16 protein-coding genes are annotated in these 16,646 nt (G+C 72.9%); 2 read left to right on the top strand and 14 right to left on the bottom strand.

The features are described 5' to 3' along the window. The 11 genes from H7H31_RS18315 to H7H31_RS18265 all read right to left on the bottom strand — a co-directional run bounded on the left by H7H31_RS18315 (position 1) and on the right by H7H31_RS18265 (position 11,568). Positions 1–642, bottom strand: a complete 642-nt coding sequence (locus tag H7H31_RS18315) for a 2-hydroxychromene-2-carboxylate isomerase (protein WP_187062456.1) — start codon at positions 640–642, stop codon at positions 1–3. Next, complete coding sequence (locus H7H31_RS18310; RefSeq protein WP_187062455.1) at positions 639–2,426, bottom strand: alpha/beta fold hydrolase; 1,788 nt, start codon at positions 2,424–2,426, stop codon at positions 639–641. Before H7H31_RS18310 ends, H7H31_RS18315 begins: the two co-directional genes overlap by 4 nt. Beyond that, positions 2,423–3,331, bottom strand: coding sequence for a beta-ketoacyl synthase N-terminal-like domain-containing protein (locus tag H7H31_RS18305; protein ID WP_187062454.1), 909 nt, complete (start codon positions 3,329–3,331; stop codon positions 2,423–2,425). The genes H7H31_RS18310 and H7H31_RS18305 overlap by 4 nt, the downstream gene beginning before the upstream one ends. Then, complete coding sequence (locus H7H31_RS18300; RefSeq protein WP_232109939.1) at positions 3,324–4,541, bottom strand: beta-ketoacyl synthase N-terminal-like domain-containing protein; 1,218 nt, start codon at positions 4,539–4,541, stop codon at positions 3,324–3,326. Before H7H31_RS18300 ends, H7H31_RS18305 begins: the two co-directional genes overlap by 8 nt. Beyond that, positions 4,525–5,697, bottom strand: coding sequence for a beta-ketoacyl synthase N-terminal-like domain-containing protein (locus tag H7H31_RS18295; protein ID WP_187062452.1), 1,173 nt, complete (start codon positions 5,695–5,697; stop codon positions 4,525–4,527). The genes H7H31_RS18300 and H7H31_RS18295 overlap by 17 nt, the downstream gene beginning before the upstream one ends. Further along, complete coding sequence (locus tag H7H31_RS18290) at positions 5,694–6,905, bottom strand: beta-ketoacyl-[acyl-carrier-protein] synthase family protein (protein ID WP_176162549.1); 1,212 nt, start codon at positions 6,903–6,905, stop codon at positions 5,694–5,696. Before H7H31_RS18290 ends, H7H31_RS18295 begins: the two co-directional genes overlap by 4 nt. Before the next feature lie 5 nt (positions 6,906–6,910). Next, a complete protein-coding gene (locus tag H7H31_RS18285) occupies positions 6,911–7,171 on the bottom strand; it encodes an acyl carrier protein (protein ID WP_176162550.1) in 261 nt (86 codons plus the stop codon). Positions 7,172–7,685: 514 nt separating this feature from the next. Beyond that, positions 7,686–8,213, bottom strand: a complete 528-nt coding sequence (locus tag H7H31_RS18280) for a 3-hydroxyacyl-ACP dehydratase FabZ family protein (protein WP_232109937.1) — start codon at positions 8,211–8,213, stop codon at positions 7,686–7,688. Between the two features lie 173 nt (positions 8,214–8,386). Continuing rightward, positions 8,387–8,767 (bottom strand): 3-hydroxyacyl-ACP dehydratase FabZ family protein, encoded by a 381-nt coding sequence (locus H7H31_RS18275; RefSeq protein ID WP_187062451.1) that lies wholly within the window; start codon positions 8,765–8,767, stop codon positions 8,387–8,389. Between the two features lie 633 nt (positions 8,768–9,400). Beyond that, complete coding sequence (locus tag H7H31_RS18270; protein WP_187059899.1) at positions 9,401–10,300, bottom strand: recombinase family protein; 900 nt, start codon at positions 10,298–10,300, stop codon at positions 9,401–9,403. Between the two features lie 530 nt (positions 10,301–10,830). Further along, positions 10,831–11,568: a helix-turn-helix domain-containing protein gene (locus H7H31_RS18265; RefSeq protein WP_187059898.1), complete on the bottom strand. Its 738-nt coding sequence runs from the start codon at positions 11,566–11,568 to the stop codon at positions 10,831–10,833. Between the two features lie 1,015 nt (positions 11,569–12,583). Between H7H31_RS18265 and H7H31_RS34625 the strand changes: the two genes are divergently transcribed. Further along, positions 12,584–13,474, top strand: coding sequence for a GNAT family N-acetyltransferase (locus tag H7H31_RS34625; RefSeq protein ID WP_187059832.1), 891 nt, complete (start codon positions 12,584–12,586; stop codon positions 13,472–13,474). 28 nt (positions 13,475–13,502) lie between these two features. On the opposite strand, the gene H7H31_RS18255 is transcribed toward H7H31_RS34625, so the two are convergent. Next, on the bottom strand, positions 13,503–14,453 hold the full coding sequence (locus tag H7H31_RS18255) for an NAD(P)-dependent oxidoreductase (RefSeq protein WP_187059831.1): 951 nt from the start codon (positions 14,451–14,453) through the stop codon (positions 13,503–13,505). Positions 14,454–14,656: 203 nt separating this feature from the next. On the opposite strand from H7H31_RS18255, the gene H7H31_RS18250 reads away from it, so the two are divergent. Continuing rightward, on the top strand, positions 14,657–14,986 hold the full coding sequence (locus H7H31_RS18250; protein WP_187059830.1) for a winged helix-turn-helix transcriptional regulator: 330 nt from the start codon (positions 14,657–14,659) through the stop codon (positions 14,984–14,986). 204 nt (positions 14,987–15,190) lie between these two features. Here the strand turns inward: H7H31_RS18250 and H7H31_RS18245 are convergent, their stop codons facing one another. Continuing rightward, a complete protein-coding gene (locus tag H7H31_RS18245) occupies positions 15,191–15,886 on the bottom strand; it encodes a VOC family protein (protein WP_187117970.1) in 696 nt (231 codons plus the stop codon). Between the two features lie 130 nt (positions 15,887–16,016). Continuing rightward, a complete protein-coding gene (locus H7H31_RS18240; protein WP_187060041.1) occupies positions 16,017–16,583 on the bottom strand; it encodes a TetR/AcrR family transcriptional regulator in 567 nt (188 codons plus the stop codon). Positions 16,584–16,646: the final 63 nt, after the last annotated feature.

Genomic DNA, 16,646 nt, shown 5'->3' with positions numbered 1-16,646 from the left:
TCACGCGGCCTTGCTCGCGGCGGTGGCGAGCGCCTCTTCCAGCGTGGTCACGAAGTCGTCCAGCCGGTCCAGGCCCCAGAAGCGGTGCCGGCCGACCTTGAAGTACGGGACGCCGAACACGTCGTCCTCGTACACGCGCATCAGGGCCTGCACGCCCGCCTCGCGGATGTGCGCCTCCTCGGGCGCGTTCACCAGGGCCTCGGCGTCCAGCCCGGCGTCGAGGCACACCCGGCGCAGCGTGTCGCGGTCGCAGATGTCCTCGCCGCGCTCCCAGCGGGCGGCCATCGCCGCGGTGTAGTAGGCGCGGTGGACGCCCAGCTCCTTGGCCTTGATCCAGGCCAGGTGCGGCAGCTCCCACCACTCGTCGCCCTTGTCGATCGGCCACTTCATCGGGTAGCCGTACTTCTGCGACAGGCGCTTGGTGTCGTTGAGGATGTACAGGTGCTTGGCCTTGCTCATGGCCACGTAGTGGAACTCGCCACCCTGCTCCTCAAGCGCCTTGCTGCTGATCGCGTCGGGCTCGAAGAACGGGATGTACTCGATGAGGTCCTGGGCGTTCGGGACGCGCTCCTCCAACTGGCGCACCGCCATCCAGCTGAACGGCGAGCGCAGCGAGAAGTACAGGCGCGGCGGCTTCCTCACGCGGCACCCCCGAGCAACGTCGCCTGGGTGGCCTCGTCCAGGACGGCGACCGTGCCGGCCCGCTCGCCCCGGCTGATGGCGTACCCGTGCATGATCGTGCCGGTGGCGGCGCGCTCCAGGGTGTCGCCGCGGCGCACGTAGCAGTCCATGCGCGCGGTGTACATGGTGTCCTTGAGGATGTCCTCGACCTTGAAGACGGTGTGCACCGTCTCCTCCATGTAGATGTCCGAGAGCATCTGCACGCGGGCCCGCGAGACCACCGGAATCCAGCCGCGCTCGTCGAGCAGCTTGCCGACGGCCAGGCCACGGTCGGCCAGGAAGCGGTCCACGACCTCCTCCATCGTGCGGATGTACGCGGAGTGCTGGAGCCGGTCGGAGAAGTGGCAGTAGTAGTACGGCGCGCGCCAGTCCCACAGGTAGGCGCCCGAGCCCTCGGGGGCGAGCACGTCGGCGACGGTGCTCCCGGCGGGGATCTCCAGCGTGGCCTTGGCCGAGTTGGTCAGCGCGGCGACGTCCGGCACGACGTACGGCTCCAGGATGGCCGGCACCGGCTCGGAGCCCGAGCCGTCCTTGACGGCGACCAGGGCGACCTGCACCTTGCCCTTGAGGACGGTGACGGTCTCGCCCTCGCGCTCCACCGTCAGGGACACGTTGAACGGCGCGCCCTGGCCCGGCTTCGGCTTGCCGGAGACGACGGTGGCGTACACCTGCTCCTCGGCCTCCAGGGCCACCGGCAGCTGCACGGAGGAGTCGACGATCTCCAGGCCGAGTCCGTAGCGGTGGTAGATGTCGCGGACGCCGACGCCTCGGTCGCGGAAGTACTGCAGCACCCCCTCCTCGACCAGGTACATGAAGTGCTTGAACCCGATCCAGGTGCGGATGTTGGCGCCCTCGTAGCGGGGGCTGCCGACGTAGCTGGTCGGCTGTCCGTCGAGCAGTTCGGTCACGGTTGTTCCTCCTTCGGATGAGTCAGCGGCGGACCGGGGGTCGCGGAGGAAGTCGGCGACCTCCGCGGTCATCTCCTCGGCCCGGTCGATGTGGCAGAAGTGGCCGTAGCCGGGGCGGCTGCGCAGTGTCGCGGCGGGCACGGCGTCGGCCAGGGCGCTCGCGCGCATCGGTGTCAGCCCCTCGTCGCCGGGCCCGACGTAGATCAGCGTGGGCACCGTGACACGGGACAGGTCGAGGTGGCCGGAGTCCTCGAACGCCGCGTAGAAGACGGGGAACGCGCTGGGCACGGCCCGCTCGAGCAGCTTGCCCTCCATCAGGGCCAGCACCTCGCGGTCCATCCGGGCGGCGCGCGGGCCCAGCGAGACCCGTAGCCCCTCCACCAGCACGCGGCGCAGCGCGGCCACCGAGCGCGTCCGCAACTGGTCGCTCAGCGGGAACCCGGCCGGCCGGTAGAACGGCGCGACCAGCACCACGGCTTCCAACTCGGCCACCACGTCGTCCTGTTGGGGCAGGTCGGCGAGGTGGGCCAGGATGGCGTTGGCGCCGAAGGAGTGGCCGAGCAGCGCCCGGGGGCGCTCGGGCAGCAGCGCCAGGGCGCGCCGCAGCCAGTCGGCCGGGCTGCCCTCGGCGGTCCACGCGTAGTCGGTGCCGCCGCACCAGGGCAGGTGCAGCGAGTACGGGGTGTACCCGGGCAGCGCGCCGAGCACGGTGCGCCAGCTCTTCCAGCCGTCCTCCATGCCGTGCGCGGCGACGATCGGCGGACCGCTCCCGGGGCCCCGCCACACCTGCACGGGTCCCTCGGTCGCGACCAGCGTCCAGCCGTCCACCACGGTCATGCCGCGGCCCCCGCTTCCCGCCGGGCCCCGGCACGGGTCACGTCCACGGTCAGCCAGGCGTCGTCCGCGTCGCCGCAGCGCACGGTCAGACCGGCCGCGTCGTCGTCGGCCCCACCGGCGAGCCTCGCGGCCGCCGCGGCCAGGTGGACCACGCCCGCCGCGCCGTACAGCTCACCCACGGCCGGCTGGCCGTCGGCCGGACCCGGGTCGCTGGTGTGGCGGGTGACCGGACCGACGGTGATCCCGGTGTCGGTGGGCCAGGCGCCGGGGCGGCCGAGCAGCACGCAGCCGGCGCCGGCGATCAGCTCGCCGGGGTCGCCGGGGCGCAGCGCGGCCAGCGCGCGGGCCACCGGGTCGGCGGGTTCGACGCCGACGACGACGGCGCGCTCGGCGCGCCCGGCGAGCAGCAGCACCCGGGCCAGGCGCACGGCGTCGAGCCCCGCCGTCGCGCCGGAGCACACGGCCAGGTTGGGGCCGGTGAAGCCGTACCTGATGGCGATCGAGGACGCGATGACGTTGCTGGACGCGTTGGGGGCGTCCAGCGGGCTGACGACGTTGCCGCCGCGCGAGCGCATGTCGTCCAGGACCGTGCTCACCGTCTCCACGTTGCCGAGGTTGGAGGCGACGACGACGGCGGTGCCCGGCGCGTACGGCAGCGGCTCGGTCAGCTTGCCCGGGGGCAGCCCGAGCGCGCGGTGCGTGGCGCACAGCGCGAGCCGCGTTGACGGCTCCTTGCCGAGCAGGCCCTTTCGGCCCAGCACGTCCTTGGCGTCATCGGGCCCGCAGGCCGGCTCGACGGGCGAGCCGGGCAGGTCGGCCGCGGTCAGCCCGGGCACGTGCGTGGCCCAGCCGGCGACGGACAGCGGCTGGTCGGCCGCGCGGTCTTGGGTGCGGGTCTCAGGCATCGACGGCCTCCACGATCGTGACGGCGTTGACGCCGCCGAAGCCGAACGCGTTGATCTGCGCGATCCGCGGCCGGGCGGCCAGCGGCTCCCCGATCACCAGGGCCAGCTTCTCGGCCTCCGGGATCGCGGTGCGCAGCCCGGTGACCGGCGGCACGGTGCCCTTCCGCATGGCCTGGCAGGCGACGAGCACGCTCATCAGGGCCGCGCCGCCCGAGGTGTGCCCGATGGCGCCCTTGATGCCGGTGACGGCGGGCGCGTCGGCCGGCGCGACGTCGGCGAAGAGTTCGGTGAGCGCGGTGGCCTCGGTCGGGTCGTTCAGCGCGGTGGAGGTGCCGTGCGCGACGACCAGGTCCACCTCGCCGGGCTCGATGCCGGCGCGCTGGTGGGCCTCGCGCATCGTGGCGAGGACGCCGCCCGGGTCGGGCGCCGTCTCGTGGAACGCGTCGCAGCCGATGCCCACGCCGCGCACGAGGCCGAACGCCGGCTTGTCCGAGGGCAGTTCGAGGACGACGGCGGCGGCGCCCTCGCCGAGCAGCACGCCGTCCCGGTCGGTGTCGAAGGGGCGTACGGTCTCGGCCGTGGTGGTGCCCACCCGGCCGATCATGGTGAGCATCGACTCGGTGAGGGTGTCGCAGCCGGCGGCCACGACCGCGTCGGCCTCGCCGAGTTCGAGCAGGTCGGCGGCGAGCGCGAGGGCGTAGCCGGAGGCGGCGCACGCGTTGGCGAGTGTGTGCACCTCGGTGACGCCGGGCGCCACGGAGCGCACGGCCTCGTTGAAGTGCGTCTGGGCCAGGCGCAGCGCCGCGTCGTCGCCGTGCCACTGCTCCACGGCGCGCAGCTCGCGCAGCCCGGTGCCGACGATGACCGCGACCCGGCTGGTGTCCGGGTCCACGCCGGCCTCGGCGAGCGCCCCGGCGACGGCCTGGGCCAGCCAGCGCCCGGAGAGCCGCACGTCCTCGCCGACGCCGTACGGCACGCCCACGGCGACGGCGGCGCCCCCCGCGGCGCCGCTCGCGCTGACGGCCTCGGCGACCGAGGCGCGGTAGGCGCGCTCGGTGGCGTCGTCGATGCCGTACCCGTGGGTGACGTTCAGCTTGGCCGGGTCGCCGGCGCGCAGCGGGGAGGCCCCGCTGCGCCCGGCGAGCAGCGCGTCGAACGTGGCGTCGAGATCGCCGTGGCAGCTCACCATGGAGCTACCCGTGATCGCCACCGGCACGACTCCACCCCCTGACGACGGCCGCCCCGGCCGCGCCTTCGGCGGACCGCGTGGTGATCAGCGACAGTTCGCCGTCCCGCGCGGGCTCCGCCCGGTGCCGGGCGAGCAGCGCGGCGAGCTGGAAGGCGCCGGAGGCGCTGAACGCCTCGCCGGTGGCCTCCTTGACCCGCAGCCGCTGGGCGCCCTCGCCGACGATCGCGCCGATGGCGCGCTCCTCGGCGTCGTCGAGCAGCGTCATCCCGTTGGCGGCGGTGGCCACCGTGGTGATGTCGGCCGCGGTGACGCCGGCGCGCTCCAGGGCGCGGCTGATGCACAGGCCGAGGCCACGGCTGAACTCGCCGTCGGGGCCCGGCGGGTCGAAGACCCCGACCTCGACGGAGAGCACCTCGGCGTCCGGGGTGCGCCCGGCGGCCCGTACGGCCTCGGCGTTCTCGACCACGAAGACGGCCGCGCCCTCACCGGGTGCCGCGTCGCCGCCGTAGACGGACTGCGCGTAGTGCACGGCCCACGACTCCTGCGGGCTGAACTCCTCGACCGCGCCGGCCAACAGGGCTTCGGCGTACCCGCAGTTGATGAGGTTGCGGGTGTAGCGCAGCACGTTCAGCATGGCCATCGGGCCACCGGCGATGGTGGCGTTGGGGCCCTGGAGTCCGAACTTGATGCCCGACTGGCCGGCCGCGCAGTTCATCACCGCGTTCGGGAACAGCAGCGGGTTGACCAGGTAGGGACGGTCCTGGACGAACGTGTCCTTGCTGTAGTCGCTGGTCGACTTGGCGCTGCCGGCGGTGGTGCCGAGCGTGATGCCGATGCGGGCCCGGTTGTCGTCGTTGATCTCCAGGTCGCTGTCGGCCAGCGCCTCCTTGCAGGCGACCATGCCCAGCGAGGTGGAGCGGTCGAAGAACGAGGTGCCCTTGCGGCCGAGGTGGTCGCGGACCTTGAAGTCCACCAGCGCGTGCGCCTCGTTACGCGGCAGCTCCTCCTCGAACATCTCGCTGACGTCCACCGGGGCGGCCGGCGCGGCGAGCGCGGCGGCCAGCGCCTCGGGGCCGATGCCGGCGCCGGAGAGCACGCCGAAGCCGGTGATGGCCAGCGCGGTGGAGCGGGTGCCGGGCGTCGTGGCCGCCGCGGCGGGTGCGGTCGCTGTGCTCACTCGGGCCTCCCCAGCATCACGATGGCGTTGTTGCCACCGAACGCGAAGCCGTTGACCTGCGCGATCCGCACGTCCGCGGCGCGTGCCTTGTTCGGCACGGGGTCGATCTTGGGCATGTCCGGGTCCGGGGTGTTGAAGTTGATGGTGGGCGGCAGGAACGAGCCCGCGATGCCGAGCACCGACGCGATCGCCCCGAGCCCGGATGCCGCGCCCATGGTGTGGCCGAGCATCGACTTGGTGGAGCTGATCGGCGGCGGGTTCTCCCCGAAGACGTCCACGACGGCGCTGGCCTCGACGAAGTCGTTGGCCGGCGTGCCGGTGCCGTGGGCGCAGATGTAGTCGACCTCTTCGGCCTTGACGCCCGCGTTGGCGTGCGCGATGCGCATGCACTCGGCGATGCTGTCCCGGTTCGGGGCGACCATGTGGTTGGCGTCGCAGTTGAGCCCGTAGCCGAGCACCTCGGCGTGGATGTGCGCGCCGCGCGCCTGGGCCGACTCCAGCGACTCCAGGAACATCGCCGCGCCGCCCTCACCGGTGATGATGCCGGAGCGGTTGGCGTCGAACGGCGAGCACGCCTTCTCGGTGAGCGCGCCGAGCCGGTAGAACCCGGCGTGCGACCAGCGGCCGACCGAGTCCGCGCCACCGGCGATCATGTAGTCCGCCTCGCCGGTACGGATCAGGTCGTACGCGTAACCGAGCGCGTAGTTGCTGGCCGAACAGGCGGTGGACAGGGTCACGGCGTCGCCGGTCAGGCGCAGTTCGCGGTTGACCGCCTGGGACAGCCGGGCGCTGGAGACCTGGCGGATCAGACCCGCGTCCAGGCCGCCCATGCCCGCCGTCAGCGAGTCCTCGGTGAGCTTCTCCAGCACCTGCGACTCGCCGCCGGTGGTGCCCATGCTCGATCCGGCGCGGGAGGCGGCCAGTTCGTCTTCGTCGATCCCGGCGTCCGCGACCGCGAGGCGGGCCGCGGACGCCGCGAAGAGGCTGGTACGGCCCCACTCGTCGACAGACAGCCGCCGGACCATGTCCTCTGGCCGGAAGGCGTGGACTTCGCCGGCCATGATGTAGGGGAATCCGGTGGGGTCGAAGCAGGCGATCGGCGAGACGCCGTTGACGCCTTCGCGCAGCCCCTCGCTGTACGCGGACGCCCCGATCCCGATGCTCGACACGGGCCCCAGGCCGGTGATGACTACCCGTCGGAGTGACATGAGGCTCAGCCCTGCCAACCAGCGTGCTCGGCGAGCACGTTGTAGACCTCGGTGAGGTTGATCATCTTGGGGAGCTCCGACTGCGGGATCTCCACCTTGTACTTCTTCTCCAGGCGGGCGAGGATCTCGATCGCGCGCAGCGAGTCGGCCTCGTGCTCCTCGATGAAGTGGCTGGTCTCCGAGATCTCCTCGGGCTCAAGCTCCAGCACCTCCGCGACGATTTCGCGGATCTCGTCGAGCTGCTCCTGCTTGGTGGCGGTCGACATTTATGGACACCTTTCTCGGGCTTCTGAGGGGAATTCAGAACGTCGATCTCTCGCGTTCCGACACTTCAACATTAGGCGGCCAGAAGGCGCCTGAGCCACCATCGATGGGTGTTCACAGATAGCCCAACAGCGCTTTTTCCAAGACCCACTTGGGGCCCGTTGTGCGCCACACCACAAAGGCCGTTCAATAATGAATAAGTCGTTACTCGCGAATAACAGAACCGCGATATCTGTTGCAGTTCAGTGACATCTCCCGGACCGCCGCCGTATTTCACCGGCCCCGGCAATGCCCGGATTTCCGTCGCGGCTGAGGTCCCGGTCGCACGCGCGGCCGTGGTCACGGCCCTTCGTCCGCGCGTGGCCCGGGTTCTCGGTATGCCCGCCCACACGCACCGGCGCCGGCCCCGCCGGTGCGCGCCGTCGTGACGGCGGCCTCCGGCCGGACCGGCGCTGGGGAGCGGCGCTCGGGTGGTGCGGGGGGCGGCGCCGGAGTGGAGCCGCCTCGGTACGCGGGTTACGCCTCGGCCGCGGCGGCGGCCGGCTGCTCCTGCGGCGGGGCCAGCACCGAGCTGGGGCGCATGGCGGTCATCACGGACTCCACGCGCAGCACCTCGCGCCCGTCGTCGGTGGTGGTGGCGCCCTCGAAGAACCAGGTGCCGGCGAAGGCGCGGCTGATGCGCACCTCGTGCCGCAGCACGTCACCGGGCAGCGCCCGCCCGACGACCTCGATGCCGCTCATCCCGCCGAACAGCGCGACCTGGCCGTCCGTCGCCTCCGGGTCCTGGTCCCAGGCGGCGAGCAGCGCCGCGCTCTGGCACCAGGACTCGATGAGCAGCGCCACCGGGTAGCCGTAGCCGGCGTCGGGCGTCGCGTCGGGAAGCTCCTGGTACCAGGGCTCGTTGACCGAGACGGCCTTGCGGGTCACGATCCGCTCGCCGGGGGTCACCTCGTCCACCCGGTCCACCAGCAGGATCGGGAAGCGGTGCGGGATCAGGGTCTTCAGTCGGTGCGGGCCGATGGGCCCGAACTCGGTGTCGGTCACTCGAACCACACTCCGTCGGATCTCGTCCCGGCGCGCGGCCAGGTGCGTGGGCGGTGCGGCGCTGCGCGCCGTCGGTCAGGCGGTACGGGCGAGGCGTCGGCCCGCGTCAGGCGGTACGGGCCCGGTCGTCGGCCCGCCCGTCAGGCGGTACGGGCGGGGCGGGGGCCCGCGCGTCAGGCGGCGTCGCGGTAGCGCAGGCGCAGCGTCGACGCCTTGTCGCGGTCGGTGCGGCAGCGCACCCGCACGTCGCGTTCGCCGTCGTCGCCGCGCTTGACGGTGCACTCCACGGTCAGCACGTCGCCGGGGAAGACCGGCGCGGCGAAGCGCACCGAGCGCACCTCGGCCAGCTCCGTACGCGCCCCGTCGGTGCGCTCGGCGTGCAGCCGCACCGCGTGGTCGACCGCGTCCAGCGTGAACACCCCCGGCAGCAGCGGGAAGTGCGGATAGTGCCCGGCGAACACGGGAGCCGACGGGTCGATGGTGATTCGGGTGTGGATGGTGCCGGCGTCGAGGCTGACCACCTCGGCGCCGGGCAGCAGGTCTACCGCGCTCATTTCAGTTCGCCAGCTTCCGCACGATCAGGTCATGGACATCGGACGGCCGATCGGCGTCGGCCGTTTCTCGTTCGCGTTCGGTGTTCCTGGTACGCGTTCGGTGTTTCTCGTACGCGTCGTCGTTCGCGGCACCCGGCCGCGGGCGGCGCACCGGTGCGGGCGCCCGCCCTTTCGGCACACGAGGCCGTATCCGGAATTGATTTTCCCGCCGGCCCCCACCGGCTTCCCCCGGGCCCGCGCCGACTCCGGCCGACTCCCGTCGCGATCCACGCCGCACGGCCAAGCCTGCGCTTTTCCCGTTCGGCGCCCCACCGCAAACGCTACGCGATGCCGCACCGGGCTCCGCGCCACTCATGGGTGTTGGGAAAAGCCGAATTCCCCCACGGAGCGCCGACGTACGGGTACACGCGGCGCGCCGACGTACGGGCATGCGGATGTGCGGGCAGGCCGACGTACGAGCAAGCGTCCGTACGGGCACGCGTCCGCGCCCCCGGCCGCTCGGGCAGGGACGCGGGCACGGCCGGCCCCACGCCTCGGCGGACCACACGGACGGGAGGACGGGAAGGCGGGAAGACGGGAAGGACTGGGGAGGGACGGATGGACGGGTGGGGCGGGTGGGGCGGGCGGCTGGGGTCAGAGCGCGAGGGTGCCGCGCAGCACGGTGCCGTCGGGGCCCGCCGTCGCCTTGACGCGCAGCAGCCGGGTGGAGTCGTCGTAGACCATGCGCAGTTCCATCGCGCGGAACGCGTCGAGCCGGGCCTGGCCGTCGGCGGTGCGCAGCGGCGGCACGCGCCACTGCGGCGCCGCCACCGAACGCAGCCAGGAGGTGAGCGGGCCGAGCACGCTCTGCTCGCGCAGGTAGACGTTGCGCGGGTGCTCGATCTGGTTGGCCGTCGCGTACTCGGCCGGGAAACGGCAGCGGTAGTAGGGCTCCGCGTTGTTCCAGGTGCCCTGCATGAGCCGGTTGCAGCGCGCGCAGCGGACCATGCCGCGCAGCGCGTACTCGCGGGACGTCGTGGACCCCGCGTCCCGCTCGGGCCGGGCGCGGCGGGCCTCGAAGCGCGCCCGCACCCGCTCGAAGACGTCGGTGGGCAGCACCGGCGTGCACAGGGCCGCGCCCTTGCCGCCGCTGCCGGTGGCCGCGTGGCCGGCGTAGCGCGGGTTGACGAGGATCGCGCGGACCGCGCTCTTGGACCAGGCCGCGGTGCCCTCACCGGTGCGCGGGCCGTGCGAGCCGGGGCTCGGCACCTCGTCGGCGGTCAGGCCCTCGGCGATGATCTGGAGGCCGCGGTCGTCCAGGTACTCGTCGAAGATGCGCCGGACGATCGGCGCGGTGCGCTCGTCGGGCACCAGGCGCAGCCCGGTCCCCTCGGGGCCGGCGACGGCGCGGTAGCCGTACGGCGGGCGGCCCCAGATGCGTGGCTTGCCGCCTCGTTCGGGCGCGTCGGTGGCGTGGGTCCCAGCGGTACCGGCGACGGCCCGCTGGGCCCGCTGGGACGATATTCGGTCATGGACCGGCGACGACAAATGCATGAAACTCCCCCGTAGTCATGTACGTCGTGTGATCGTGCGGAGCGCGGCGAGCGCGCGCCGCTCGGGCAGTGGCGTTCGAACGGTGACTCGTGACGTGCGGTGCCCCTCCCGCTCCCGTGGACCGCGTCGTTGCGGCACGGCGCCGGGTGGTGGTGGGCGGTACGAACTGGATGGGCCTGACCAGGGCCCGCGGCGGGATGGACCGGCCTTCCGGAGAGGCCAGATCGGCGTGTGTCCCGCGATGCCCTCACGCTAGGTCGGGCGCGTGGCACGGCACAACGCGGAGTCCACAAGATGCCAGCGGCGAAAGACGGTTTCGGCAGGCCACAATTGGCGGTGGCAAGTTGTTGTCTCCGGCCCCGAGATGCGGTACAAGCCGCCCCACAAAAACGGCGCAGGATGCTCCGGAAAACCGGTACAGCGTGCACCGTAAAAGCGGTACAGGCTGCACCACATCACTGGTACAGAATGCCCCGGAGGGCTGCCGCACAACGCGCGACAGCCCTCCGTTCCGCCCTTTGCGCGGCTCGCTACAACAGCCCCATCCGCAGCGTGTACACGCCCGCCTGAAAGCGCGAGGTGGCGCCGAGCGCGCGCATGATCTCGGCGACTCGGCGCCGGTAGGTGCGTACGGAAACCGACAATTCCCGGGCCGCGGCCTCGTCGGTGTAACCCTCGTACAGAAAGCGCAGGATCTGGGCCCCGGAGCCGCCGCGCAGATACTCGCTAATCTGCTCGTATTCGGTGAGCGGGATTGCGCGCCGCCAGTTGCTCATAAACATGTCGTGCAGCGCCTTGACCACGACGGGGGCGCGGACCAGCGACGCCTGGTTGTCGCCCGCCTCGGGGTCGGAGCGCACGAGCGCGACCCGGTTGTCGATGATGACCAGCCCGCGCTGCGACTCCCCCGCGAGTCGCACCTGGACCGTCTCGGCGGTGTCGCCGGAGCGCTCGATCTCCCCGAGCCGGTGCGCGACGGCGACCTCCGGCGAGCAGATGAGCCGCACCCGCACCGCGCCGGCCCAGCGCCCCGCCAGCTTCTCCAGCACCCCCGTCAACACCTTGACGGCGGTGGAGTTGGACGGCACCAGGACGGACACGGCGTGCTCGGCGCCGGCGACCAGGCGGTCGAGCGCCTGCACCGCGGTCTCGGTGTCCTCGGTGGTCACCAGGAGCGACTGGTCGAGCGTCCTGACCTGGTGCCGGTTCACCACCGTCTCGATGAGTGCGCGCACTTGATCCAGCGCGTCGTCGACATCGTCGGCCACCTGTGACCGCGCCAGCGGCATTTCCGGCAACGGCGGCCGGCCCGGTGGATCGGGAACCGCAGCGATCGACCTCGAAGTCGACATTTTCACCCCGTTGAACACCTGTGAATCCTCATTGTGTCGAGCGCGAACTCTCGACGTGAGGTAGACCTCGGGGTAAATTCATGGTCAATTCGCGATTTCATGGCAGCCGATACCGACCGGTAAGCGGATCACCGGACGCCGCCCGCACGTTGATGAAATCGTGCGACCGCCCCCGTGGTAACCGCACAATAGGTCACTAAACCTACACGGCTACAACTTGCGGCGTCAACAAAAACTATCCATTTCGAGATTCAACAATAGTGGTCTGAAATATCCATCCGGTTGCCAGCGACTCCCCAGTCGGCCGGGGTACGCATGACGCCTTCCACCCGGCTCAGCTCGCACGACACCCCGTAACCGATTGCTCACGGAGATTCCGCATTCCCCGCGCGCCACTTCACCACCGCGCGCGAACACCCGCTCCCCGCACCGGAGTTCCGGTCGCCGCGGCGCCTTATCGCCCACGCGGCACACCCGACGGGCCGGCGCGCGCCGCCCGGCACCTCGTACGCCACCGCCGCCCACCTGCCGCCCGCTGCCGCCGACCGCCGCCAGCCGCCACCCGCCGACCGGCACCGTCCGCCGGTCGCCGGTCGCCGCTGTGCCGCGCGCGGTCGCGCGCCACCCGCTGGCGGCCCCACGCGCACGCGCCCGGGCGCGCGGCGACGCCCGCCTCGCTCCGGGTGTTTCGCCAACGCCGTGGCGCTGCCACGATATGGGCCATCACACGGCGCGTTCGCCGCGTGCCCCACGGCTCGGCGGAGGCGACTGCCGAAACCGGCCCCAGCGGCCCTCCCTCCGGAGGGGCGCGCACGGGCGGCTCAGGGCCCCGGCCCGAGGGGCGGGGCACACGGCCCGAGGGGCGGGGGCGGCGGGACGCGGCGGGGGACCTCAGAGGTACGACACGGGTGGGTAGGGCGGGGAGGAATGCGTGGCCGAGGTGTTCCTACGACGGTTGACCAGATGGCAGGCCGAGCAGCAGCGGGAGGCCATCGCTGACCTGTACGTCACGGCGTACCGCGAGCCGCCGGGCGCGGCCCCGCCGCCCGGGCCGACCGCCGACACCGGCCCGGTCGCCCACGCGGCGTCGGCCGGTGCGCCCAGCGCGGGCGCGGGCTTCCCGGACGCCCCCGGCCCGGGCCCCGGCGCCGCCGGCGGCGGGCTGGCCGAAACCGGTCGGCCCGGCGGCGGCCGACCGGAGGACGGAGCCCCGGGCACCGGACTCGCCGGCGGCGGGCGCACCGGCACCGGCCTCCACGCCGGCGAGCGCGCCGGCGGCGGGCGTACCGGCAGCGGGTTCACCGGCAGTGGGCTCACCGGCGGCGCGTGGGACCGGGAGGCGGCCGAGCGGGCGCGGGCCGGGGCGGAGCGGCACGGTCGGCGGGCGTTCCTCGACCGCTTCGCGGAGCACGTGGGCCAGCCCGAGTTCGAGATGATCATCGCCAGCACGCCCACGCTGGTCGGCTTCGCCTACGGCTTCCAGGCCGACCGCGCCCGCGTGTGGCACCCCGGGTTCCAGACGGGCATCCCGCCCGAGATCGACGAACTCACCTACTCCCGCCCGGTGTTCAGCCTCGCCGAGCTGTGCGTGCTGCCGGCGCACCGTCGCCGGGGGATCGCCACCCGCCTCGTCGACCAGCTCCTGACCCGCGCGACGGGCCCGCTGGCGACGGCGACGGTGGACGCGGCCAACCCGCCCGCGCGGCACGCGTTCGCCTCCTGGGGCTGGTCGCGCACGGGCGCCCTGCTGCCGGCCGCCCCGCTCCCGGACGCGGCGCGGGAGCCGGACCGCGAGGCGTGGAGCCGCCGGCTGGGCCGCTGATCGCACGCCACGCGCCGGGGCGGGCCCGCTACCCGGCCCGCCCCGGCTCCGGCAGCTTCAGCACCTCCGTCAGGGCGGAGATGCTGTGGTCGCCGTGGCCGGCCTCGACCGCCCGCCTGAGCAGGTCGTGGAAGGGCTCGTGCCAGGTGACGTCGAGGTTGGCCTCCGCGCCGAGTTCCGCGTCGTGCGCCGCCCCGGCCAGGAACAGGTTCACCGAGGACGCGGGATCGCCGTACTCGCCCCGGTCGATCTCGTCGGCGAAGACCGGGAGGATCGAGTTGATCATCTCGAACCACTTGGTGCTGAACCGCACCATCGAGGCGACCGGCAGGCCACGGGCCTGGAGCGCCGCCGCGCCCTGGAAGAAGCCGACGAGCGCGGGCAGCAGCGTGCCGCCCACCGCCATCTCGTACAGCGCCGCCAGGTCCGGGTCGGCGCCGAGGTAGACGGTGTCGCCGCCCAGCACCCGCAGCGTCGGCGCGAACTCCTCGAAGGCGTCGCCGTCTCCGCCGTAGTAGAGCAGCGTGTCCGGGGCGCCCACGGCGGACGGCACGTTCTTGACCGCGCCCCCCAGATAGCGCGCCCCGTGCCCGCGCGCCCACTCCGCCATCTGCCGCGCCCCGGCCGGCGAACCGCTGTTGAGCGTGGTCAGGGCCCGTCCCCGGAGCGCTTCGGCGGCGGGTTCCAGGGCCTCGATGGTGCTCTCGTACGTGGTCAGACAGGTGATGACCAGCGGGCTCGCCGCGACCGCGGCGCCCACCGTGGGGGCGTGCTCGGCGCCCTTGGCCACGAGGGGCGCGGCCTTGGCCGGGGTGCGGTTCCAGACGGTGGTCGGGTATCCGGCCGCGAGGAACGCCTCCGCCAGCGCCCTGCCCATCGAGCCGAGGCCGACGACGGTCACGGGGGTACGGTCCTGCTCCGTCGTACGGTCCTGCTCCGTCGTACGGTCCTGCTCCGTCGTACGGTCCTGCTCGGTCATTGCGTTGCTCCTGCCAGACGCCGCATTACCGGGAGCCGACAAAGGGGCTCAACACCGGTGCCTCCGCACGGAATAGTCGCGCCAGTACGCGGATTCGCGGGGTGCGCGGTGCGGGGGCTGTTCCATGCTGCGCGGCACGCCGCCACTTCGGCAAGTACCTACAATTCTGTCGGGTACCCACATTTTTGTGAGGGGAAGAGCCGATGAAGAAGCGCACTTACACCTGTGGCCTCGACGCCGCGATCGACGTCATGGGCGGCAAATGGAAGGGCCTGATCCTGTTCTGGCTCGGCGAAGGGCCGCTCCGGTTCGGCGAGTTGCGCCGCTCGGTGGAGGGCATCAGCGAGCGCATGCTCATCCTGCACCTGCGCGAACTGGAGGCCAGCGGCCTGGTGCACCGCGAGGTCCACCAGCAGGTCCCGCCCAAGGTGGAGTACTCGCTGACCGACTTCGGCCACACACTCCTCACGGCCCTCACCCCGCTCGGCCAGTGGGGCGAGGACCACATGGAACGCCTGCGAGCCATCCCGTAAGGCCGGGCATTTCCCGCCCGCCGGGCCGGCCGTTTCCTCCCGGCGGGCCCGGACTTCCCCTCCCCGGTGAGCCGGGTATTCGCCCGACCCCGGGGCCGCGTTTAGCGCGCGGCCCGGTGTACGGGACCGCGCAAAGGCACCGGGGAAATACCGCCGACAATCGCCGACAACGGCGCGAGAATGCCCGTCGGTGACGGGCGGCGGCTATGCGACGCGCGGGCGGTGGGCCCGGACGTCCACCGGGCGCCCGTCGGGGTCGCGGGCCGCCATCGTCCACTGCGTGGGCAGCGTCTCGATCTCTCCGACCGGCGACCCGGCGGCCACCAGGCGCTCGCGCACCTCGCACAGGTGCGCGTACGAGCCCACCCGCAGGCCCCAGCCAGCCCTGCCCAGCGGGTCGAGGCCGGTGGAGGCGGTGGAGGCGGTGGAGGCGGTGGAGGCGGTGGAGGCGGTGGAGGCGGTGGAGGCGGTGGAGGCGGTGGAGGCGGTGGAGGCGGTGGAGGCGGTGGAGGCGGTGGAGGCGGTGGAGGCGGTGGAGGCGGTGGAGGCGGTGGAGGCGGTGGAGGCGGTGGAGGCGGTGGAGGCGGTGGAGGCGGTGGAGGCGGTGGAGGCGGTGGAGGCGGTGGAGGCGGTGGAGGCGGTGGAGGCGGTGGAGGCGGTGGAGGCGGTGGAGGCGGTGGAGGCGGTGGAGGCGGTGGAGGCGGTGGAGGCGGTGGAAGTCTCGACGATCATGAGGTGGTCGTCCCCGCCGACATCGACGACCGCGATCCGCGGATCGGACGCGGTCGCGGCGCGCTCGAACGCGAGCGCCGCTCCCAGCAGTCGCGTGTAGTACGTCACGAGCCGGTCGAGGTCGGTCGTGGACAGCGTCAGATGGTTGATTCCGAAGAGCTCGGGCATGGTGGGCCAACCGTAGTACGGCCGTGGGAGTCAGCCACGACCCGCCGGCGACGCGGCCCGCCGGTGGAAGCCCGGCCCGACACTCGGCCCGCCACCTGGCCGCGCTCGCGGCCACGGAGCTGGGCGACCGCTAACCGCGCGCGAACACGCCCCCCAGCTCGTCCAGCGCCTCCCGCACCACCTGCGTCACATCGGCCTCCTCGGGCCCCGCGAGCCACAGTTCGAAGCCGACCTTGAAGGTGGCGATCCCCGCCTCGGCGGCCAGGGTCGCGGCCGGGTCGGCGACGCCGCGCCGGCGCAGGGCGTCGGCGAGCGCGGTGGCCATCGCCGCCAGCTTGGTCAACTCGCGCTCGCGGAGGCTGGCGTTGGCCGCGATGACGGCCTGCCGCTGCCGGGCGTGCTCGTGCTGCTCGGCGAAGATCCCGGCCAGCGCCACGAGCCCCGCCGTCAGCGCCCGCAGCGGCGTCGCCGCCGGTGGCGCCGCGCCGACCGCGCTCGCCAGCACCTCGTACATCTCGTCCGACGCGCCGAACAGCACCTCGCGCTTGTCCGCGTAGTGCCGGAAGAAGGTCCGCTCGGTGACGCCGGCCCGCTGCGCGATCTCCGCGACCGTGGTCTGTTCGTAGCCCCGCTCGGCGTAGAGCTCCAACGCCGCCCGTGCCAGGCGACCACCCGCGTCCGGCTCCCATCGTCCCATGGGCCGATCCTACGCGACGACAGTCCCTGACATCAGGTGCTACGTTGATGACACTGACTGACA

The organism is Streptomyces buecherae (genome assembly GCF_014295035.1).
Lineage (GTDB): Bacteria > Actinomycetota > Actinomycetes > Streptomycetales > Streptomycetaceae > Streptomyces > Streptomyces youssoufiensis.
This window is presented reverse-complemented; position numbering and strand designations above follow the sequence as displayed.

Coding starts and splice junctions, on each gene's coding strand:
- H7H31_RS18310 (WP_187062455.1), bottom strand. CDS start 2,426: ATGACCGTGGTGGACGGCTGGACGCTGGTCGCGACCGAGGGACCCGTG.
- H7H31_RS18305 (WP_187062454.1), bottom strand. CDS start 3,331: ATGCCTGAGACCCGCACCCAAGACCGCGCGGCCGACCAGCCGCTGTCC.
- H7H31_RS18290 (WP_176162549.1), bottom strand. CDS start 6,905: ATGTCACTCCGACGGGTAGTCATCACCGGCCTGGGGCCCGTGTCGAGC.
- H7H31_RS18285 (WP_176162550.1), bottom strand. CDS start 7,171: ATGTCGACCGCCACCAAGCAGGAGCAGCTCGACGAGATCCGCGAAATC.
- H7H31_RS18275 (WP_187062451.1), bottom strand. CDS start 8,767: ATGAGCGCGGTAGACCTGCTGCCCGGCGCCGAGGTGGTCAGCCTCGAC.
- H7H31_RS18270 (WP_187059899.1), bottom strand. CDS start 10,300: ATGCATTTGTCGTCGCCGGTCCATGACCGAATATCGTCCCAGCGGGCC.
- H7H31_RS18255 (WP_187059831.1), bottom strand. CDS start 14,453: ATGACCGAGCAGGACCGTACGACGGAGCAGGACCGTACGACGGAGCAG.
- H7H31_RS18250 (WP_187059830.1), top strand. CDS start 14,657: ATGAAGAAGCGCACTTACACCTGTGGCCTCGACGCCGCGATCGACGTC.
- H7H31_RS18245 (WP_187117970.1), bottom strand. CDS start 15,886: ATGCCCGAGCTCTTCGGAATCAACCATCTGACGCTGTCCACGACCGAC.
- H7H31_RS18240 (WP_187060041.1), bottom strand. CDS start 16,583: ATGGGACGATGGGAGCCGGACGCGGGTGGTCGCCTGGCACGGGCGGCG.